The organism is Comamonas sp. Tr-654 (assembly GCF_011752915.1).
Taxonomy (GTDB): Bacteria; Pseudomonadota; Gammaproteobacteria; order Burkholderiales; family Burkholderiaceae_C; genus Comamonas.
The window spans coordinates 224450-244816 of record NZ_VWWQ01000004.1 but is presented as its reverse complement, the minus strand read 5'-3'; the positions used below and the strand labels follow the sequence as shown (position 1 = coordinate 244816).

Genomic DNA, 20367 nt, shown 5'->3' with positions numbered 1-20367 from the left:
AGACTAGAGCAGCTGACTGGCCGCGCCGTCGAGCAGCAGACCACCACGCACCACAATCTTCTCACCGACCTTGAGGCCGCTGATCACCGGCACCATGCCTCGCGATGGACGTCCCAGCGTCACCACGCGCGCCTCGAACTGGTTGTTCTCATGCTGCACATAGACCACGCTATGGCTTTCATCCTTGATGAGCACGGCGGTGACAGGAATCAGCATCTCCTGCTGATTCGACAACTGCACGCCCACCTTGGCCTGCATGCCGGGACGCAGCACCGGGTTCTGCTCGCTCAACTCCACCACCACGGCAGCGCGTCGCGACTCCTTGTCCAGCGTGGCGCCGAGATGGCGGACAGTACCCTTGATCGGTTTGGGCAACTGCGGCACCTCGACCTGCACGGCACTGCCCAGGCGAATGCCGGGCAGATCGGACTCGAACACCTCTGCGACCACATTCATGGCCTGGGGATCGCCAATCATGAACAGCGCGGCTCCCGGTTCAGCGGCAGTCCCCACCACGGCCTTGCGCTCGGCCACGATGCCTGCACGCGGTGCGCGCAGCTCGATGCGATCGCCACCGCCCGAGCCCAGCAGCGCAGCCGTGCCCTGTGCACGGCCCAGCTCCTGCGAGGTCTCACGCAGCTTGGCCTGCGCAGCGCGCAGATCGACTTCCACACCCACGCCCTTGTCCACCATGGTCTGCTGGCGCTGGGCTTCCACCACGGCCACATCATGTGCGGTCTTGGCCGCAGCCACGTCATAGCGGGTGCGTAGCGCATCGGGACTGACCAGGGTTGCCAGCAGATCGCCGGCCTTGACCATATCGCCCACATGCGCATTGACCGACAGGACACGCGCCGAAACCGGCACCGAGACGGAGGCCACGCGATCCTCGACGAAGGCCACATGCGCAGGAGCCCAGGCCATCTGCAACCCCTGCGGATTGGCCACGGGCGCGATCTCCAGCATCTTCACGGAGGCTGGCTTGACCTGGATAAAGCCCTTGGGCAGTTGCGCAACCGGCTTCTGCACCTCCTCGGTGGCTCTGGAGGCATCACAGCCGAGCAGCAGGCCCGCCACGGCAATGGCCGCAGCCATCACAGGCAGTCTTGCCAATGTCCAGTTTGGTAAATGTGCCGCTCCCGGCTGTCTCACAAGGCTCTTGTACATGTTCACTCTTTCCCAAGTCCGGCAAGTGACGGAGTGACGGGCGCGTCCACGACTTCACCTGCAGTGATGACGCCATGCTAGGAAGAGCACCCCGCGGCGTGGATGACACACGCATTACGGTTTGGTAAGGCCGAGCACGGACTGACGGACTGAAACAGGGCCACAGAGCAGGCCCTGCTCCGCTGATGGTCTGAAACCAGTAAATCAGCCTTCAGACAGGCTGCATTGCCCATTTTTCAGGCAACTCACGCATACCCTCTGCCATTTGCTCAAAAAACATGCATTTTTCATGTATTTTTTCATACATGAGTATCAAAAGTATCATTACTTCGTGATCAAAGGCCGAACCACGGCTCATCCCTGAATTTCAAGGAAAACAGGATCAATCCATTGATGGTCAATGGATATCTACTATCAAAAGATGAGCTTTGAAGTTATCCACGCGGTGGATAGCTTTTGCTCTCTTCCTTCTTCGCATCCAGATTTCAACAGAAACAGGTGCTCTTGCATACAAAGCAGTGAGACGAGAATTGCCGGCGGGTAATCCTCTACCTCCCACCGCGCGCCATGGCCTTCACCAAACTTGTGGATAAATTTTCTGCTTCGCCGCCTGCAAGAGCGATAAAAGCCATGAACAACCTTACCCACAGCACTTGAAAACCATGCTATTTCTGCACAATTTCAGCAAACATGAAATATAGAAAAAGCTTTTTGTTCATAAAAATTTAACAACCATATCCACAGGAATTGATACATGGTTGTCTCCAGGATATGTACAGGCTGATTTTCAACCCATTCTGTGGATAAGTTTCTTGGTAACTGCACCCGGCGAAATCCACAACTACAATGAACAAGTCATATACAAGCAGTGGAAAAGTTCTACCCACTGACTCCATCGGATACAGCTGTAGAACATACAAACTCCCCTGATTTGTATGCTGTATTGCATAAGAAATTCAATCTTATTTAATACATATCTCTGTACGAATACTTATAAGTCGCAAGAGCACAGCATCTTTGCGCCTCGAAAAACGCTGAAATGCATGAAAAAAAGTGGGCTGAAGAGGCCCTGAATTCCTTTGATGCCGTGGTCGGGGCCATGCCGGGATTTCGCAGTCGTGAAGGACAGCGAAAAATGGCGGCCCAGATCGCACAGACGCTGAGCCAGGCCCAGCTCGGAAAAGTCGATGAAGGCGAGCCCGAACCACGTCGCGCCATCGCCGTCGTGCAGGCTGGCACCGGGGTCGGAAAATCTCTGGCCTACAGCATCCCGGCCATCCGCATGGCGCTGTCGCGCGGAACGCGGGTGCTGATCTCCACAGCCACCGTGGCCTTGCAGGAACAGCTGGTGAACAAGGATTTACCGGCCCTGGCGCAAAAGCTGGACCAGCCTTTCAAATTCGCCCTGGCCAAGGGGCGTGGACGCTTTGTCTGCAAACTCAAGCTGGAGCGTCTGGCGAGTACGGGGGAAGCACAGGACGAGATGGACGATCTGTTTGGCGACGAACAGGGTCAAACCAAGTTCAGCCGCCCTCAGCACGAGTTGCAGGCCCGCATGCAGTTCTACAAATCCATGGCCGATGCACTGGCCACAGAAGCCTGGAACGGCGACCGCGACTCGCTGGAAACCCCGCCCGAAGCCGAGGCTTGGAGCCCCGTGGCAGCCGAGTCCTCTTCATGCACCGGAAAGCACTGCCCGGCCTTCGGCAGCTGCGTCTATTACGAGCGTCGAAAGGACCTGGTGGCGGCACAAGTCATTGTCGCCAATCATGATTTGTTGCTTTCCTCGCTGGGCTCCAAGCTGCTGCCCGAGCTGGACAACTGTCTGCTGGTGCTCGATGAAGCCCACCACCTGCCCTCCACGGCTCTGGACCAGTTTGCCGGCGAGATGGATCTGAGCCGTCTGGGCTGGATCGACAAGCTGGCCAGCCGTGCGCTGCGCGTGAACCAGGTCGCCGAAGTCGAGGAACTGGCCGACGTGCCCAAGCATGCGGGTCAGCTGCGCCAGCAGATGCAGGAGCTGGCGCGACTGGTCATGGAGCACTACGGAGAGACGCTCAAATCGCAGAAAGACAGCTATGGGCCAGCCAGGGTACGGGCACCCCGCGGAATGCTGCCAGAGGCGCTTCTGGAGCCTCTGGGACAGATTGCGCACCATGCAGACGGCTTTCTGGATGCGCTGCGCGCCGTCTCCAAGGCCCTGCGTGCCGAAATCAAGGAACAACCCGAGGAAGCGCAGCGCCTGTCCACCGTCTATGCGCAGGTCGGCGCCCTGGCGCCCAGGCTGGAAGCCATTTTCAACACCACGCAATTGCTGCTGCAAAACAACGAGAGCGATGGCGACGGCAAGATGGTGCCCCATGCTAAATGGTTCACGCTGGAGATGGACGGCGAGTTCATCGTGGTCAAGGCCCATGCCAGCCCGATACAGCCCGGCTCCACCCTGCGCCAGCATCTCTGGTCGCAGGTGCGTGGTGCGGTACTGACATCCGCCACGCTGACCAGTTGCGGCCATTTCGACTTCTTTCTGCGCGAAGCGGGGCTGGCCAATGACGCCTCTGTCACCACGCTGGAAGTGCCAAGTCCCTTCGACTATGCGCGCCAGGGCACGCTGGTGGCCCGTGAAACGGCCTCAGACCCGCGCGAAGCCGCCCGCTTTACCGAGGAGATGGTCGAGGCCCTGTTGAACGATCTGAGCCGCATTCAGGCCGGCGCACTGGTGCTGTTCACATCCCGCGAGCAGATGCGCCAGGCCGTTGACGCGCTGTCGACCAGCATGCGCAACCAGGTGCTGGTGCAGACCGCCCTGCCCCGTCAGACCCTGCTGGCCCGCCACCGCGAGGCCGTGGCGATGGGCGAGCCTTCCATCATCTTCGGCATGCAATCCTTTGGCGAAGGACTGGACCTGCCGGGAGCCCTCTGCGAGTCGCTGTTCATCACCAAGCTGCCTTTTGCGCCGCCCGACGACCCCGTTGGCGAAGCCAGAGCCGAATGGCTGCGCAGCAGCGGCCGCAACCCTTTCAACGAACTGGTGGTGCCGGCAACGGCCATTCGCCTGGCCCAGTGGGTAGGCCGCGCCATCCGGACCGAGGAAGACCAGGCCCATGTGTACTGCTATGACCGCCGCCTGACGGGCACCAGCTACGGCCAACTGCTCATCAAGGGCCTGCCGCCTTTCACGCTGCAGCGGCGACCGGTCCGAGGGTCCTGAGTTCCGGTGCGAAACATGGCCTTGCCCAGGTGATTCAAGGCCACTTTCCGCTGTTTCGCGCCATTCCAGAGACCGTTCTTTCGCTGTTCTCAAGCGCGCGGCAAGGTGGTTTTCTGCCCTGCTGCTGCGCCCTCTTCGCGGCTCTCGAACCTGCCGAGGCACACTCCGCGCATTTGTAATTTTTCTAACAGTTGCCTGGCACTGCGAGCAGCATTCAGCCTTGTCTGGCTGCCGACCCGCAAGGCCTTGCCCGAAGCAACACAGCCGGGCTTGTGCACCGATGACCACCGTGGCTGGTGGCCAACTGCCTGCATTCCTGGTTTCCGTTCCACCGACGGATGGGCTGTACTTTCCCGGAGCCTGCGCATTCGCAGCCAAGTTCTGCTCCAGACAGAAGTTAAAAGTTCTTTGAAAACAATGTCCTACGAATCATTGAATTTTTTTGAACGAAGAAAGCGCAATGCTGGCTGATACCGCTAGCCTGCATTCCTCAAGAGTTTCCCCCAGCTGTTCATAACATTCTGTGGATAACATGAACTTCAAAGACTCTTGAATGGGAATTTATCCCCACCTCCTGTCACTGAGGAGGCGCATCTTACGCCAATTTTTCGGAACCTGGCGCGTCAATCTTCCCAAAGCCATTTTTTTCTGTACTTCCCTCTGAAGCAAAGGGATTGACGCACCTGATCAGCCTCGATTTTGTGTGCTCCCAGATCTTGCTTGCGACTTCTGCTTCAGTTGTTCTTTAGAAGTCTTATAAAAATATAGTCGTAGTAGTAAGACTTGGCATCTTCTGTTGATAACTTCCAAAAGCCAAGACAAATCAAGCATCTTCAGGAATGACAAACATGGAGACAAATGACGGTTGCTGCTGTCCGCTATCCATGAACAACTTTGCTCTTCTGCGCATTTTTGTGGAAAACATGGAAGTTGATATTGGCTTATCCACAGAAATTCATATGCGCATTAATTCTTTATAAATTGCCTGTACCCATTGATATATAAGAATTCTTAGCTATGTTTTTCATAGTTAATAACTGTGGAGAACAGGATTGGGCACATTGCATTCCATGGGTGTGATGTCGCAAGAACTGCTTGCCAACTGATCTGATCGACATTTTTTTTATCCAGACCATCCAGGATTGCTGTGTAAACTTCGGGCAAAGTTGTTATTTCTAGTCCTATCTTTTTACTTAGTAGTAATAGTAAGTAGCCCACTTAATTGTTGATAAGTAATTAATTTACTTAAAAATCAACTACTTGAACTTTGGCAAAGTCTGTGTCCCGACACGGGCTGCCGATGTCCTGGATTTGGGAACAACTTTTCAGAAGCTTTCATGGTTGTGGAAAACAGAAAAATTCATCGCGCTTTATCACCATGTTTATTCACAGCTTTCGTGGTCGCTGCAAAACATGAAAAAAGCCGCCCGTTGGGCGGCCTGGTCGGTCCCGATATCGCGGGCTCAAAAATTCAGAAGTGGCGTGCGTATCGCAGCTGAAGAAAGTTCTCTCCCGGGTTGGGGCGCTTGATGCCTGCATTGGAGTGGTGCTCAAAGCGCAGACTGATTTCGTTTTTCAGTTGCTCGCCAAACAGGTAGCCGATGCCGATATGGCTGGCAAAGTTGTAACGGGTCGAGAATTCCTTGTGGTCGCTGATGTAGCGGTGATTGGTGGCATAGCTCAGACCCAGTCCGGCTTGCAGGAACCAGGGCGACAGGCCTTGTGCGGGGCGCCAGCGCAATGTGGGTTGTGCTCCCAGAACCCAGGTCGAGCGATTGCCGCCCTGGTAGTCGGAGGACCAGCGGCTGACCGAGAGATCCCAGTAACCCGTCATCCGTCCCGGGCCCAGGGCGTAGCTCCAGTTCCAGGGGAGCATGATGCCGCCCGCCCAGCTGTCGGTGCCGTGCTCTGCCGAGCCGTATTGCAGATAGAGGGCGCTGGTCGAGGATTGCACAGGCTGTGCATGAAGCATGGGACTTGCCAGGCTGATCAGCATAGGGACTACAAGATTTGTTGCTAATTGCAGTTTTTTCATGTCAATTGCCATCTAAATGCTTGGAATCTGGTCGCGATATCGATGCTATGACAATGCCTTGATTTCGCTCCCTCTGTGGATATGAATCTAAAAGCTTGTGAATAGATGCGCTGTCGGCAAGCGCTTGCGTTGGTAGTCAGCCAATTGACATCGAAATGTAAAAAAGCCCCCGGTCATCATGACCGGGGGCTTGGATGGGATGGTGATGGAAGCCGGCTTATTTGGCTGCCGGGGCAGGGGCTGCAGGGCGATCCTGACCGGGTTTGCCGCCATGGTGACCATGGGGGCCATGCGGATGATGCATGCGCAGGGTGGCTGCATCGAAGGTCTTTTTCTGCTCGGCATTAAGCTGGGCGTAGAAGGCCTTGGTGGCTTCGGCGCGGCGGTCCATCTCGGCCATGTGCTTGCCGCGCATTTCACGCATCTTGTCGATGCGCTCGGGTGTGGTCAGCTTGGCAAAGGCTTCGCGGTCGCCGCGGGCAGGGCGTTCGCCGGGCTTCATGGCCTGGGTGTAGGTGGTCCAGGCGGCTTCCTGTGCAGGCGTCAGCTTCAGGTCGGCCTTGAGTTTTTCCATGCGCTGCTTCATATGCTCCATGCGGTCGCCGCGCTTGTCACCACGCTGGTGTTTGTGCGAGTCGGGTGCTTTCTGGGCGGCTGCAGGCTGCTCTGCGGGGCCTGTCTGGGCAAAGCTGGGCAGGCTCAGCGAGGCGAGCAGGGCGGTTGCCACGGCGGCGCCGGTCAGTGTCTGGCGAAAGCGGGTCATGTCTGTTTCCTTTTCTGTGAAAGTGGAAGAGGCCGCCTGGTCTTGCTCCTGAATGGGCATTCGGTAGCGGATGACTGAAGTGTGGACCCCCCATGTTTCTGAGACGTGAGGTTTTGCAGCCGCTCTGTAAAGTATTGATAAGTTTGAGTGGCTGCGACTGCGCAACAATGGATGCATGGGCTGCGTTGGCGGCCGATTTTTTTCCGCGAGATCCAGCTGCAGGAGCTGGCGACGATTGAAGGTTTAGCAAAGGTTTTTGATGTTCAAGAACATGATTGTTTATCGCATTGCCGAGAGCTGGCAGGGCGATCTGCAGCTGCTGGAAGATGCACTGCAAAAGACGGTGTTTGAGGAGTGCGGCGCGACCCAGGAGCGCTCTGTGGGCTGGGTGCCGCCGCGCGGCGAGCCCCATGGCCCGCTGGCGGAAAGCGTGGCCGGTCAATGGGTGATGCGCTTCATGAGCGAGTCCAAGATGCTGCCGGCCAGCGTGCTCAACCGCAAGGTCAACGAGAAGGCTGAGCACATCGAAAAGACCGAGGGCCGCAAGCCCGGCAAGAAGGAGAAGAAGGAGCTCAAGGACGAGGCCAAGCTGGACCTGTTGCCCATGGCCTTCACCAAGCAGGGCAGCATGTGGGTCTGGATCGATCCGCAGGCGCGCACGCTGGTGCTTGATACCAGTGCGCAAGGTCGTGCCGACGAGATCGTGACGCTGCTGGTCGAAGGTCTGCCGGGCTTTGCGTTAGCGCTGCTGGATACGCAGACCAGTCCGCAGGCAGCCATGGCGCACTGGCTGATGACGCAGGAGCCGCCCGCTGGTTTTTCCATCGACCGCGAGTGCGAGCTCAAGGCCGCCGATGAGTCCAAGGCCGTGGTGCGTTATGCACGCCATCCGCTCGATATCGACGAGGTGCGCCAGCATATCGAGCATGGCAAGCTGCCGACCAAGCTGGCCATGACCTGGGATGACCGCGTGAGCTTTGTGCTCAGCGAAGGTTTGCAGATCAAGAAGATCGCGCTGCTCGATGCGGTGATGGATGGCCAGTCCCAGGATGACGGCGGTTTCGATACCGATGTGACGATTGCCACGGGCGAGCTGTCGCGCCTGATTCCCGATCTGATCGAGGCGCTGGGTGGGGAAGGGCGCACGGGTCTGGGCGACGGCCTGCCGGCATCGCTGTCGTCGGCGCCTGCGGCAGAGACTCTGCCCGTGCGTCTGGCACAGGGACGCGGTCAGGGCACGTTCACCGGCCCGGCCACGGCACCCGCCGATAGCGCCCCTGAAGAGGCGCCGTTCTGATGCTATGGATGATGTAGCTGCTTGCGCTTTTCAATCCAGGATTTCAGTATTTATTGATGCTGAAATCAACTGACAGCAAGCGCTAGAAGCTATCAAAAAAGGCCTGCCAGAGTGATCCGGCAGGCCTTTTGCATGGGCGCTTCAGGTGCCCTGAAACGCGATATCAGACGCGCTCGAAAATCGCGGCGATACCCTGGCCGCCGCCGATGCACATGGTCACCAGCGCATAGCGGCCGCCGGTGCGCTGCAACTCGTACAAGGCCTTGGTGGTGATGATGGCGCCGGTGGCACCCACGGGGTGACCCAGGGAGATGCCGGAGCCGTTGGGGTTGACCTTGGCAGGGTCCAGAGCGAGCTCCTGAATCACGGCGCAGGCCTGGGCGGCGAAGGCTTCGTTGGCTTCGATCACGTCCATCTGCTCGATCTTCAGACCGGTGCGTGCCAGCACCTTCTGCGTGGCGGGTACCGGGCCGATGCCCATGTATGCGGGATCGACGCCGGCGTGGGCGTAGTCGACCAGGCGGGCAATGGGCTTGGCACCGGAAGACTTCAGCGCCTGCTCGCTCATCATCAGCACGGCAGCCGCGCCGTCGTTGATGCCGGAGGCGTTGCCGGCAGTGACCGTGCCGCCATCTTTCTTGAAAGCGGGCTTCATGCCGGCCAGGGTGTCCAGCGTGGTGGCGGCGCGCACATGTTCGTCGGTGTCGAACAGCACCACGCCCTTGCGGCTGGCAATTTCCACGGGAACGATCTGTTCCTTGAAGCGGCCGGCCTCGATGGCGGCAGCGGCGCGCTGCTGGCTGATGACCGCCAGCTCGTCCTGCATCACGCGGCTGATCTTGTAGCGCTCGGCCACGTTTTCAGCGGTGATGCCCATATGCATTTTTTGCCAGGGATCGTGCAGGATGCCCAGCATATAGTCGATGCTTTTCGCGTCGCCCATGCGTGCGCCCCAGCGCGAGGCCATGTCGAAGTAGGGGCCGCGGCTCATGGATTCGGAGCCGGCGCCGATCGCCACTTCGCAGTCGCCCAGCGCAATGGATTGCGCCGCCGAGACGATGGCTTGCAGGCCCGAGCCGCACAGGCGGTTGACGTTGTAGGCGGGGGTTTCGATGGAACAACCAGCGTCCACGGCCGCCACGCGTGACAGGTAGGCATCGCGTGTGTCGGTGGGGATCACGTTGCCCATCACCACATGGCCCACTGTGTCGGCGGCGATACCAGCACGCGCAATGGCGGCCTTGACCACGGTGGTGGCCAACTGGGCGTTGGGAACGTCCTTGAGGCTGCCGCCAAAAGTGCCGATGGCCGTGCGCGCGGCGCTGACAACGAAGATGTCTCTGGTGCTCATGGTTTGTCTCCTGCATCGCGTCGGCAATGCTTGTGCTTGAATGATTTGAAAGGATGAATGAGAGCAACCGCATTCATCGCACAGAGTATTCTGCAGTATTTGCTGCAGTGCAACATGTCTCGTTGTTGACGCTGTCCTCATGGGGCCACGAGGGTTTCACGTGAAACCCGCAAACCGTCTCAGGCCGCTGTCCTGCGCCTGGGCGCCGTGGGTTCATGGTGCGTCGGCGTCAGGTCGGTGTCGGCGCTGGCCAGGTCGTCGAGGATGGGGCAGTCCGGCCTGTCGTCGCCGTGGCAGCAATGCACCAGCGTCTGCAGCGTGCGCTGCATGGACTGCATGGCGGCAATGCGCTCGGTCAGCGTGGCGATGTGCTTTTGCGCAATGGCCTTGACCTGGCTGCTGGCGCGGCCCTGGTCCTGCCACAGGCCGAGCAGGGTGGCGATCTCGTCCATGGAAAAGCCCAGATCGCGCCCACGACGGATGAAGCGCAGCGCATGCACATCGGCTTCGGTGTACTGACGATAGCCGCTGTCGGTGCGGTGCACGGGCGGTAGCAGGCCCAGCGCTTCGTAGTGACGCACCATGCGCGCAGAGACCCCGGCGCGGCGCGCGGCCTCGCCGATGACGACAGGCCAGTTCTGAGCGATTTTTTGTGTCGGTGGGTGGGTTGGCATGGCTAGTCCTGAAAAAACGCGCCAGCGGCCTTCTGATGCCTTGCGTGAGGTGCTGGCGCGGTGGGTGGGCAGCGTTCAGGCGACCTTGTAGCCTTCTTCGGCAATGGCCGCCGCCACGGCTTCGCGGCTGGCGCCGGTTTCGACTTCCACGCGGTTGGCGGCGCGGTCGATCTTGATCTGTGCCTGGGCATCGACGCCCTGGATGGCGTTGCTGACGGCACGCTCGCAGTGGCCGCAGGTCATGCCTTGAACTTCAAAAACTTGTTGCATGGATGGCTCCTTCAGAAAGTGAGTCGACCGGGCTGGCGGACTCGATGCCTTGAATGGTCAACCCTAACATCATGACAAGGTCAAGCCTTTGACAAGACTTGGGTCCGGGCAGGGTTGAAAAGCCGCAAAGTCTGCCGATAAGACGTTGTCATCTTGCAGATCGCCATGGCTTGGGCATCGCAGTCGCGGGTTTTTCTCGGCGTCGGTGACAATCTGAAACAATTTGCAAGTTCTGGCCCGACAATGCCAGTCGTTCAAAGTGGAGAGAGATTCATGAGTCTGTTGGAAATGATGCGGGGCTTCACCATCCGCACGCGCATGATGGGCGCCATTGGTGTGGTGATGGTGCTGCTGGGTTTGCTGGGGGGCGCAGGGATGCTGGGCATGTTCCGCATCCAGGACATGAGCCAGGAGTTTCTGAGCAACGCCTTTGTCAAATCGGGCCATATGGCGCAACTGCGCACCGAGCTGGGTGGCGTCCGCTCCAGCGAGAAGGACATGGTCATCCAGTACGAAAAGCCTGAAGAGGTGCGCAAGGCCTATCAGCAATGGGTCACGAACATCGACAAGTCCAAGGCAACGCTGGGCAAGTTCGTGACCGACCAGAACGCGCAGGATGCGCAGCTGGCCAAGAGCATCATTGGCCACCTCGACAGCTATCGAAAGCTGTTCGAGCCCGTTGCGCGTCAGCTGGAAGCCGGCGGCTATGACTCGGCGACCACGGCCAACCGCATGAGCGGAAAGGCCCTGGCCGAAATCATTGAAGTCGACAAGCTGCTGGCGCAACTGGACAAGCTGCTGCGCGAGCAGGCCGACGCACTGGCTGCGGCCGAGCGCGACGTGGCCGACCAGACACGCTGGATGTTTGTGGTGGCCGTGATCCTGGCGCTGGTGGTGGTGATTCCGCTGACCTTGCTCAATATGCTGTCCATCTGCCGCCCGCTTGAAGTGGCCCGCCAGATGGCACTGACGATTGCTGGCGGCGATCTGTCGCTCAAGGCCGAGGTCAGCGGCAAGGACGAGCTGACGGATCTGCAGCGCGCGCTGGATCAGATGCAGCAGTCGCTGGGCACCACGGTGGCCCAGGTGCGCGATGCCAGCGGCAACATCGCCACGGCCAGCCAGGAAATTGCCACGGGCAACCAGGACCTGTCTGCGCGTACCGAACAGACGGCCAGCAATCTGCAGGAAACCGTCGCGTCGCTGGCCCAGCTGACGGCCACGGTGCAGCAGACCGCATCGTCGTCGCAGCTGGCCAACCAGCTGGCAGCCTCGGCCTCTTCGACGGCCGTGCAGGGCGGCGAGATCGTCGGCCAGGCCGTCAACAGCATGCAGGAGATCTCGGCCTCCAGCCGCAAGATCGGCGACATCATCGGCCTGATCGATTCCATCGCTTTCCAGACCAATATCCTGGCGCTGAATGCGGCCGTGGAAGCGGCCCGTGCGGGCGAGCAGGGACGTGGTTTTGCCGTGGTGGCGGCGGAGGTGCGCAGCCTGGCCCAACGTTCGGCCCAGGCCGCCAACGAGATCAAATCGCTGATCAACACCAGCGTGCAGACCGTGGATGTGGGCGCGCGTCAGGTGGAAAGTGCCGGCAAGGCCATGCAGGAGACCGTGGACAGCGCACAGCGTGTGGGTGACATCATCGGTGAGATCACGGCGGCATCCAGCGAGCAGTCGCTGGGCATCAGCCAGGTCAACCAGGCGGTGGGCGACATCGACCGCATGACCCAGCAGAACGCGGCCCTGGTGGAAGAGTCGGCTGCCGCCGCCGAGTCGCTACGCGAGCAGGCGGCGCGGCTGGCCCAGCTGGTCAGCCAGTTCAAGCTGGCCGGCGGCGCGCTGCATGCCGCCCAGCGCAGCCCCAGGGCTGCGGCTCATCCCGGCATGGCGCCGGCGGCACTGGCTTCCGCTCAGGCGGCCTTGCCCGGCCAGAAGCAGCAGTTGCTCGAACAGGCCTGAGCCTTCAGAGCGTAAGCGCGTTCTAAGCGGCTTGCTCCGTCAAAAAAGCCCGGTTGCAGCGATGCACCGGGCTTTTTGTTTTTCACGCAATGGCTGCAGGCGCGATCGGAGACGGGCCGCAGCCGGATGGATTGCTTACTGGCTGGCGAGTGCAGGGTAGTCGGTATAGCCGTCGGCACCGCCCCCGTAGAAGCGTTCGCTGTTCCAGGCATTGAGCGGCAGGTCGTCGTGCAGGCGGTGCACCAGGTCGGGGTTGGAGATATAGGCCTTGCCGAAGGCCACGACATCGGCATAGCCGCTTTCCACGGCGCGCATGGCCAGCTCGCGGTCATAGCCGTTGTTGACCATCCAGGCGCCCTTGCCGCCCGCAGAGCGATAGGCCTGCTTGAGTGCCTGATAGTCGAAGGGGCGATCTGCAAGCTCGCGCGGACCGCCCGTTGCGCCTTCGATCACATGGATATAGGACAGGCCCAACTGCGCGAGCTGGCGCACCAGATACTCGAACAGCGCCTGCGGGTCTGCGTCCACGATGTCGTTGGCTGGCGTGACCGGAGAGATGCGGATGCCGACCTTGCTGGCACCGATGGCATCGGCCACGGAGCGCACGCATTCCAGCACCAGACGGGCACGGTTCTCGATGCTGCCGCCGTAGTCGTCGCTGCGCTGGTTGGTGCCGGTCTTGAGGAACTGATCGAGCAGATAGCCATTGGCAGCATGCAGTTCCACGCCATCGAAACCTGCCGACTGTACGGCCTCGCGCGCTGCGGTGGCGAAGCTGCGAACGATATCCGGCAGCTCCTGCTGCTCGAGTGCACGCGGCGCCGAGGTGGCGACGAACTGGCCTTGTCCCGTCTCGCGGTCGATCACAAAGGTCTTGGAGCGGGCCGTCAGTGCCGAGGGTGCGACGGGCGCCTGCAGGTCGGGCTGCAGCACGGTATGGGAGATGCGGCCCACATGCCAGAGCTGCGTGACGATTCGCCCGCCCTTGGCATGCACGGCATCGGTGACTTTCTTCCAGGCCTGCAACTGCTCCTGTCCATAGAGACCGGGTACATCGGCATAGCCTTGTCCCTGGTGGCTGATGGCCGTGCCTTCGCTGATCAGCAGCCCGGCAGAGGCGCGCTGGACGTAGTAGGTCTGCATCAGCGGCGTGGGGACCGCGTCGGGTGCACGGTTGCGCGTCAGCGGGGCCATGGCAATGCGGTTGGGCAGGTGCAGGCTGCCCGCTTCAATCGGGTCGAACAATGAGGTCATGCAGAACTCCAGATGAAAAAAAGCTCGGCGGGTACCGAGCTTTTGAGTTTGCATGGGTGTCAAAAAACTTACTTCAGCAAGCCTTCTGCCTTCATGGCGGCCTGCACGGCGGGACGCGCCAGAATGCGCTCGCGGTAGGCCTGAATATGCTGGAGTTCGGAGATGTCCAGGCCCACAAACTGGGCCCAGCCCGTGACCGTGAAAAAGTAGGCATCGGCCACGGTGAACTGGTCGCCCATCAGATAGGTCTTGTTGGCGAGCTGTTCATTGACCCAGCTCAGGCGCTTGATCAGATTGGCGCGCGCCAAGGGCTTGTAGTCTTCCGGCGTTGCCGGGTTGAACAAGGGGCCGAAGCCCTTGTGCACCTCGGTGCCGATGAAGTTCAGCCATTCCTGCAGGTGGTAGCGGGCCACGGTGCCGTTGGCAGGCGCCAGGTTTTTCTCCGGGGCCAGGTCGGCCAGGTATTGAACAATGGCAGGACCTTCGCGCAAGGTGTCGCCGCTGTCCAGCACCAGAAAGGGCACATAGCCCAACGGATTGATGCCGTAGTAATCCGTTCCATCCTGGAGCTTGTGGCTCTTGGTGCTGACCATCACGGTTTCATGCTGCAGCTCTGCTTCGTGCAGCACGATGTGCGGAGACAGGGAGCAGGCGCCGGGGCTGTAGTAAAGCTTCATGGTGAGTGGCTCTCTATGCAATGAAAAGACAAGCGCCCATGCTAAACCGGTTGCATGTCATATGCATACGCAGTCGACAGCAAGTAGTCCGTATCCGTGGGGGATTGCTCAGCCCAGGCGCCCCGCAGCCCACAGCACCTGCTGCACCAATGCCTCCATGCCTTGCTGGTTCTGTGCGCGCACCAGATGACCCTGGGCATCGAAGGCCTCGCCCGCATGGCTCACGGCATGGCTGCGCGGTGCCACCCAGCATTCCAGATTCAATAGCAGCGCAGCGAGGTGTGACTGCGCTCTCAGTCCGCCAAGACCGCCAGGCGAGGCACTGGCCATGCCGACGACCTTGTTGCGAAAGGGCAGGACGCCATCGGACCACTGCGCGTCGCCCTTGACCGGGCTGGAGGCCCAGTCGATCGCGTTCTTGAGCAGGGCAGGGTAGCTGCCGTTGTACTCGGGGCTGCAGACAATCCAGGCTGCATGGCTGTGCATGGCCTGCTTGAGGCGAATGACATCGGCAGGTGTGCCCTGCGCTTCGAGGTCGGCGTTGTAGAGCGGGATGTCGTAGTCCGACAACTCCAGCAGGCTGGGCTCTGCACCTTGCTGCCGGGTGATGGAGGCGGCCACCGTGGCCAGCTTGCGGTTGTAGGAGTCTTGGCGGGTGCTGCCCGCAAAAATGAGGATTTGCATGCAGTCATTGCAGCACAGAGCGATTGCATTTTTCATGCGTAGGCAGGGCCATCAGGGCAAACATCTAGGCCCTGGCTCTGGCTGCCATGTTTCACGTGAAACCCCCCTGTCAAGGCATTGTTGCGCCAATGGTGGGAAAATTGCAGGTTCCCCGCAGGGCTGGACATGGCGCGAAAACATGTCCGCCTGCCATGAGAGCCGAGGCATGGTTGCCTCGTGCAGGGGCAAGGGCCGGGCTTGGCCCGGAGCAGAAATATGTTGTACCCACAGGAATTTGACGTGATCGTGGTCGGTGGCGGCCACGCCGGCACCGAGGCCGCGTTGGCCGCTGCACGCATGGGCAGCAAGACATTGCTGCTGACCCACAATATCGAAACCCTGGGGCAGATGAGCTGCAATCCCAGCATCGGCGGCATCGGCAAGGGCCACCTGGTCAAGGAGGTTGATGCCCTGGGCGGTGCCATGGCCTTGGCGACCGACAAGGGCGGCATCCAGTTCCGCATCCTGAACAGCTCCAAGGGCCCGGCCGTGCGTGCCACGCGTGCCCAGGCCGACCGCATTCTGTACAAGGCCGCGATTCGCGAGATGCTGGAAAACCAGCCCAATCTCTGGCTCTTCCAGCAGGCCGTGGATGATCTGATGGTGGAGGGCGACCGCGTGGTCGGTGCCGTCACCCAGGTGGGCCTCAAGTTCCGCAGCCGCACCGTGGTGCTGACCGCGGGCACTTTCCTCGACGGAAAAATCCATGTGGGCCTGAACAACTATGCAGCTGGCCGTGCGGGCGATCCTCCGGCCGTGAGCCTGTCGGCACGCCTGAAGGAGCTCCAGCTGCCTCAGGGCCGTCTGAAGACCGGCACGCCGCCGCGCATCGACGGCCGCAGCATCGACTTCAGCCAGTGCGAGGAGCAACCTGGCGACGGCATGCCTGGCGGCGTGAACGAGGGTGAAGTGCCCGTGTTCAGCTTCATGGGCAACCGTGCCATGCATCCCCGGCAAATGCCTTGCTGGATCACGCACACCAATGCGCGCACGCACGAGATCATCCGCAGCGGCTTTGATCGCAGCCCCATGTTCACCGGCAAGATCGAAGGCGTGGGTCCGCGTTACTGCCCCAGCGTGGAAGACAAGATCAACCGCTTTGCGGACAAGGAAAGCCACCAGATCTTCCTCGAGCCCGAAGGCCTGACCACGCACGAGTTCTACCCCAACGGGATCTCCACCAGCCTGCCGTTCGACATTCAGTACGAGCTGGTGCGCAGCATGAAAGGGCTGGAGAACGCGCATATCCTGCGTCCAGGCTATGCCATCGAGTACGACTACTTCGATCCGCGCTCGCTCAAGAGCAGCTTCGAGACCAAGCAGATCCAAGGCCTGTTCTTTGCGGGCCAGATCAATGGCACGACCGGCTACGAGGAGGCTGCAGCCCAGGGCCTGTTCGCTGGCCTGAACGCTGCACTGCAGTGCCGTGGCGAAGGTCCCTGGATGCCGCGCCGTGACGAAGCCTATCTGGGCGTGCTGGTTGACGATCTGATCACCAAGGGCGTGACCGAGCCCTATCGCATGTTCACCAGCCGCGCCGAGTTCCGCCTGCAGCTGCGTGAAGACAACGCCGACATGCGCCTGACCGAAGCGGGTCGCCAGATGGGCCTGGTCGACGATGTGCGCTGGGATTCCTTCAGCCGCAAGCGTGATGCTGTTTCACGTGAAACAGAGCGCCTCAAGTCCACCTGGGTGAATCCGCGTGTCGTTGCTGCGGAAGAGTCCGAGCGCGTGCTGGGCAAGGCCATGGAGCGCGAATACAACCTGTTCGACCTTCTGCGTCGCCCCGGTGTGGATTACGACAAGCTCATGGGTATGAACCAGGGCAAGTACACCAGTGCCGATGTGCAGCCCGAGGCACTGGGTGAACTTAGTGCCCCGGTGATCGAGCAGGTGGAGATCGCCGCCAAGTATTCTGGCTATATCGACCGCCAGAAGGATGAGGTGGAGCGTGCTGCGCATTTCGAGCGTCTGCGGCTGCCGCTGGACTTTGACTATATGCAGGTGGCAGCGCTGTCCTTCGAGGTGCGCCAGAAGCTGCAAAAGCACAGGCCCGAAACCCTGGGTCAGGCTTCGCGTATTTCGGGGGTCACGCCCGCAGCGATCTCGCTGCTCATGGTGCATCTGAAAAAAGGTGGCTTCAAGGGCTTTGCCACTCAGAACGAAGAGGCTTCCGCATGAGCCAGGTTTTGCGTACCCAACTGGAGCAGGGCATCCAGGCACTGAAGCTGGAGCTGGCCCCGGCCCAGATCGATCTGCTGATGTCCTTCATGGATCTGCTGCAGAAGTGGAACAAGGTCTACAACCTGACGTCGGTGCGTGATCCCCAGGAGATGCTGACGCATCACCTGCTAGACAGCCTGGCCGCCGTGCCCGCCTTGCTGCGGCATGTGAACCAGCTGCCGGTGGAAGAGGGCAAGCGCCTGCCGCTGCTGGACGTGGGCTCGGGCGGAGGTCTACCCGGTGTGGTGTTTGCCATCTGCTGTCCGCAGATCGATGTGAACTGCGTGGATACCGTGGGCAAGAAGGCCGCCTTCATCCAGCAGGTGGCTGCCTCCTTGCGTCTGCCCAATCTGCGCGGCATTCATGATCGGGTGGAAAACCTCAAGACCCGCTATCCTGTCATCAGCTGCCGGGCCTTTGCGTCCCTGGTGGATTTCACCACCTGGTCGCGCAAGGCTCTGGCCGAGGACGGCATCTGGTTTGCCATGAAAGGCAAGCACCCCGATGAGGAAATTGCTGCGCTGCCTGCCGACGTGAAGGTGTTTCACGTGGAACCATTGCAGGTTCCCGGTCTGGATGCGGAGCGCTGTGTGATCTGGTTGAAGCTGGCTTCTTGAGCGGTAAAGCTTGGTCGAGGCACTTTGTTTCCAAGGGGAACAAAGTGCCTTTTTACATACTGTGTCAGGCAACATCTGCGCAATGCAGATGCGCCGGTCATGGCCCTCGCATAAACTTGCTGTTTTCCATCGCGCAGGGTTTGAATGTTTGGAATCTCTGATTACGGCGCTTTTGCAGCCGCCGTTACCGTTTTCTTGCTGATCCCTGGACCAGGCAATCTGGCCTTGATTACCTCCACGGGCAAGGGCGGATGGAGAGCGGGCCTTGCATGCTGCCTGGGGGTGATGGCTGCCGACCAGGTACTGATGTGGTTGGCCGTGGCCGGTGTGGCAGCGGTGCTGGCCGCCTATCCGGCGGCCTTCCACGCCGTGCAATGGGTGGGTGCAGCCTATCTGGCCTGGCTGGGCTACAAGCTGCTTACGGCCAGGCTTGGCGATGCACCGGCCATCGAAATCCAGCCGCGCCAGTATTTCCGTCAGGGTGCTCTGATCACTTTGATGAACCCCAAGGCCATCGTGTTCTACATGGCGTTCTTTCCCATGTTCGTAGACCCTGCCAATCACCAGGGCGCCATTACCTTTGGCGTGATGGCTGCCACGGTGGCGGCAATTACCTTTATCTACAGCGTCATCGTGGTGACGCTGACCACGGTGCTGGCAGAGCGTCTGCGTGCCAATCCGGCCGTGGTGAAGTGGCTGGAAAAAACAGCCGGTGTGTTTCTGATCGGTTTTGGCCTCAAGCTGGCCGCCAACTAAAAGAGAAGTTCAATGGCCAAAATTTTCTGCGTTGCCAATCAAAAGGGTGGAGTGGGCAAGACCACGACCACGGTCAATCTTGCCGCCGGTCTGGCCAAGGTCGGCCAGCGTGTGCTGCTGATCGACCTGGACCCGCAGGGCAATGCCACCATGGGCTCCGGCGTGGACAAGCGCGCGCTGGAGCTGACGGTCTACGACGTGCTGCTGGAAAACGCCAGCATCAAGGAAGTAGCCCAGAAGTCCGAGCAGGTCGGCTATGACGTGCTGGGTGCCAACCGCGAGCTGTCGGGTGCCGAGATCGAGCTGGTCTCGCTGGAGCGTCGCAACGAGCGCCTCAAGACGGCCCTGCAGGCCGTGGCTGCCGACTATGACTTCGTGCTGATCGACTGCCCGCCTTCGCTGTCCATGCTGACCCTGAACGGTCTGTGCTCGGCGCATGGCGTGATCGTGCCCATGCAGTGCGAGTACTTCGCGCTGGAAGGCCTGACCGACCTGGTCAACACCATCAAGCAGGTGCATGCGAACATGAATCCCGACCTGCAGATCATCGGTCTGCTGCGCGTGATGTTCGATCCGCGCACCACGCTGCAGCAGCAGGTCAGCGACCAGCTCAAGGAGCATTTCGGCGACAAGGTGTTCGATACCGTGATCCCGCGCAATGTGCGCCTGGCCGAAGCCCCCAGCTACGGTCTGCCTGGCGTAGTGTTCGATGCCTCGGCCAAGGGCAGCAAGGCCTTTGTCGAGTTCGCCGAAGAGATGGTGCGCCGCATCAAGAAAATGTGAGTGTTTCACGTGAAACAGCTCACCGTCCCCCATCCAGCCATCGCCAACGACCATGACCTCTGAAGCACTGAACCCGCAGCATGTCTGGTTGCTGCCCGGCTGGCAGAACTCCGACCCCGGCCACTGGCAGAGTCTCTGGCAGGACCTGTACGGCTACCAGCGGCTGGAGCAGCACAGCTGGCAGCATCCGCTGCGTGGTGACTGGAGCATTCGCCTGCAGGAAACCGTGCTCGACGCACCCGCCCCCGTGACGCTGGTGGCGCACAGCCTGGGCTGTATTCTGGTGGCATGGTGGGCGGCGCATTCTCAGGTCGCGAAAACCAAGGTGCGCGGCGCTTTGCTGGTTGCCCCCGGCGATACGGAGCAGGAAAGCCTGCGTGGCGCTTTGCCCGGCTGGTCACCTGTGCTGCTGCAAAAGCTGCCCTTCCCGTCGATACTGGTGGGCAGCGAGAACGACCCCAACTGCTCTGTAGCACGCGCACAGACCATGGCTGAGGGCTGGGGCAGCCGTTTTGTGAATGCGGGTGCCGCAGGCCATATCAACACGGCCAGCGGACTGGGACTGTGGGAAGCCGGGCATGAGCTGCTGCTCTCCCTTTAAAGA

At 60.4% G+C, this 20367-nt stretch carries 18 protein-coding genes; 8 read left to right on the top strand and 10 right to left on the bottom strand.

The window, feature by feature from the left end; all coding sequences use genetic code 11:
* Nucleotides 1–3: 3 nt before the first annotated feature.
* Together F3J24_RS14415 and F3J24_RS14410 are read right to left on the bottom strand one after the other, a co-directional pair.
* On the bottom strand, nucleotides 4–1167 hold the full coding sequence (locus F3J24_RS14415; RefSeq protein WP_370527733.1) for an efflux RND transporter periplasmic adaptor subunit: 1164 nt from the start codon (nucleotides 1165–1167) through the stop codon (nucleotides 4–6).
* Between the two features lie 211 nt (nucleotides 1168–1378).
* Nucleotides 1379–1525 carry a hypothetical protein gene (locus tag F3J24_RS14410; RefSeq protein ID WP_167007558.1) on the bottom strand — a complete coding sequence of 49 codons (147 nt, stop codon included), beginning with the start codon at nucleotides 1523–1525 and terminating at the stop codon, nucleotides 1379–1381.
* 681 nt (nucleotides 1526–2206) lie between these two features.
* Between F3J24_RS14410 and dinG the strand changes: the two genes are divergently transcribed.
* A complete protein-coding gene (gene dinG, locus F3J24_RS14405; RefSeq protein WP_167007555.1) occupies nucleotides 2207–4378 on the top strand; it encodes an ATP-dependent DNA helicase DinG in 2172 nt (723 codons plus the stop codon).
* Nucleotides 4379–5849: 1471 nt separating this feature from the next.
* Here the strand turns inward: dinG and F3J24_RS14400 are convergent.
* Together F3J24_RS14400 and F3J24_RS14395 are read right to left on the bottom strand one after the other, a co-directional pair.
* Nucleotides 5850–6413: an acyloxyacyl hydrolase gene (locus F3J24_RS14400; RefSeq protein ID WP_167007552.1), complete on the bottom strand. Its 564-nt coding sequence runs from the start codon at nucleotides 6411–6413 to the stop codon at nucleotides 5850–5852.
* Nucleotides 6414–6630: 217 nt separating this feature from the next.
* Nucleotides 6631–7176: a Spy/CpxP family protein refolding chaperone gene (locus F3J24_RS14395; RefSeq protein WP_167007549.1), complete on the bottom strand. Its 546-nt coding sequence runs from the start codon at nucleotides 7174–7176 to the stop codon at nucleotides 6631–6633.
* Between the two features lie 259 nt (nucleotides 7177–7435).
* Between F3J24_RS14395 and F3J24_RS14390 the strand changes: the two genes are divergently transcribed.
* Nucleotides 7436–8473 carry a recombination-associated protein RdgC gene (locus F3J24_RS14390; RefSeq protein WP_167007547.1) on the top strand — a complete coding sequence of 346 codons (1038 nt, stop codon included), beginning with the start codon at nucleotides 7436–7438 and terminating at the stop codon, nucleotides 8471–8473.
* A gap of 163 nt (nucleotides 8474–8636) precedes the next feature.
* Here the strand turns inward: F3J24_RS14390 and F3J24_RS14385 are convergent, their stop codons facing one another.
* The 3 genes from F3J24_RS14385 to F3J24_RS14375 form a co-directional block, all read right to left on the bottom strand.
* Nucleotides 8637–9824: an acetyl-CoA C-acyltransferase family protein gene (locus F3J24_RS14385; RefSeq protein ID WP_167007545.1), complete on the bottom strand. Its 1188-nt coding sequence runs from the start codon at nucleotides 9822–9824 to the stop codon at nucleotides 8637–8639.
* 179 nt (nucleotides 9825–10003) lie between these two features.
* Nucleotides 10004–10498, bottom strand: coding sequence for a Cu(I)-responsive transcriptional regulator (gene cueR, locus F3J24_RS14380; protein WP_167007543.1), 495 nt, complete (start codon nucleotides 10496–10498; stop codon nucleotides 10004–10006).
* A 75-nt stretch (nucleotides 10499–10573) separates the two neighbouring features.
* Nucleotides 10574–10768 (bottom strand): heavy-metal-associated domain-containing protein, encoded by a 195-nt coding sequence (locus tag F3J24_RS14375; RefSeq protein WP_003059978.1) that lies wholly within the window; start codon nucleotides 10766–10768, stop codon nucleotides 10574–10576.
* 273 nt (nucleotides 10769–11041) lie between these two features.
* On the opposite strand from F3J24_RS14375, the gene F3J24_RS14370 reads away from it, so the two are divergent.
* Nucleotides 11042–12730: a methyl-accepting chemotaxis protein gene (locus tag F3J24_RS14370; RefSeq protein ID WP_167007540.1), complete on the top strand. Its 1689-nt coding sequence runs from the start codon at nucleotides 11042–11044 to the stop codon at nucleotides 12728–12730.
* A 135-nt stretch (nucleotides 12731–12865) separates the two neighbouring features.
* On the opposite strand, the gene F3J24_RS14365 is transcribed toward F3J24_RS14370, so the two are convergent.
* From F3J24_RS14365 to F3J24_RS14355, 3 genes are all read right to left on the bottom strand, one after another.
* A complete protein-coding gene (locus tag F3J24_RS14365) occupies nucleotides 12866–13984 on the bottom strand; it encodes an alkene reductase (protein WP_167007538.1) in 1119 nt (372 codons plus the stop codon).
* 68 nt (nucleotides 13985–14052) lie between these two features.
* Nucleotides 14053–14661: a glutathione transferase GstA gene (gstA, locus tag F3J24_RS14360; RefSeq protein WP_167007536.1), complete on the bottom strand. Its 609-nt coding sequence runs from the start codon at nucleotides 14659–14661 to the stop codon at nucleotides 14053–14055.
* A 108-nt stretch (nucleotides 14662–14769) separates the two neighbouring features.
* A complete protein-coding gene (locus tag F3J24_RS14355) occupies nucleotides 14770–15345 on the bottom strand; it encodes an NADPH-dependent FMN reductase (RefSeq protein ID WP_167007534.1) in 576 nt (191 codons plus the stop codon).
* A 255-nt stretch (nucleotides 15346–15600) separates the two neighbouring features.
* Between F3J24_RS14355 and mnmG the strand changes: the two genes are divergently transcribed.
* The 5 genes from mnmG (at nucleotide 15601) to F3J24_RS14330 (ending at nucleotide 20364) form a co-directional block, all read left to right on the top strand.
* On the top strand, nucleotides 15601–17565 hold the full coding sequence (gene mnmG, locus F3J24_RS14350) for a tRNA uridine-5-carboxymethylaminomethyl(34) synthesis enzyme MnmG (protein ID WP_167007532.1): 1965 nt from the start codon (nucleotides 15601–15603) through the stop codon (nucleotides 17563–17565).
* Nucleotides 17562–18224 carry a 16S rRNA (guanine(527)-N(7))-methyltransferase RsmG gene (gene rsmG, locus F3J24_RS14345; RefSeq protein ID WP_167007530.1) on the top strand — a complete coding sequence of 221 codons (663 nt, stop codon included), beginning with the start codon at nucleotides 17562–17564 and terminating at the stop codon, nucleotides 18222–18224. The genes mnmG and rsmG overlap by 4 nt, the downstream gene beginning before the upstream one ends.
* A gap of 144 nt (nucleotides 18225–18368) precedes the next feature.
* Nucleotides 18369–18980 (top strand): LysE family translocator, encoded by a 612-nt coding sequence (locus F3J24_RS14340; RefSeq protein ID WP_167007528.1) that lies wholly within the window; start codon nucleotides 18369–18371, stop codon nucleotides 18978–18980.
* 12 nt (nucleotides 18981–18992) lie between these two features.
* On the top strand, nucleotides 18993–19763 hold the full coding sequence (locus F3J24_RS14335; protein WP_003072073.1) for a ParA family protein: 771 nt from the start codon (nucleotides 18993–18995) through the stop codon (nucleotides 19761–19763).
* A gap of 52 nt (nucleotides 19764–19815) precedes the next feature.
* Nucleotides 19816–20364, top strand: coding sequence for an alpha/beta hydrolase (locus F3J24_RS14330; RefSeq protein ID WP_167007518.1), 549 nt, complete (start codon nucleotides 19816–19818; stop codon nucleotides 20362–20364).
* The last annotated feature ends 3 nt before the right edge of the window (nucleotides 20365–20367 follow it).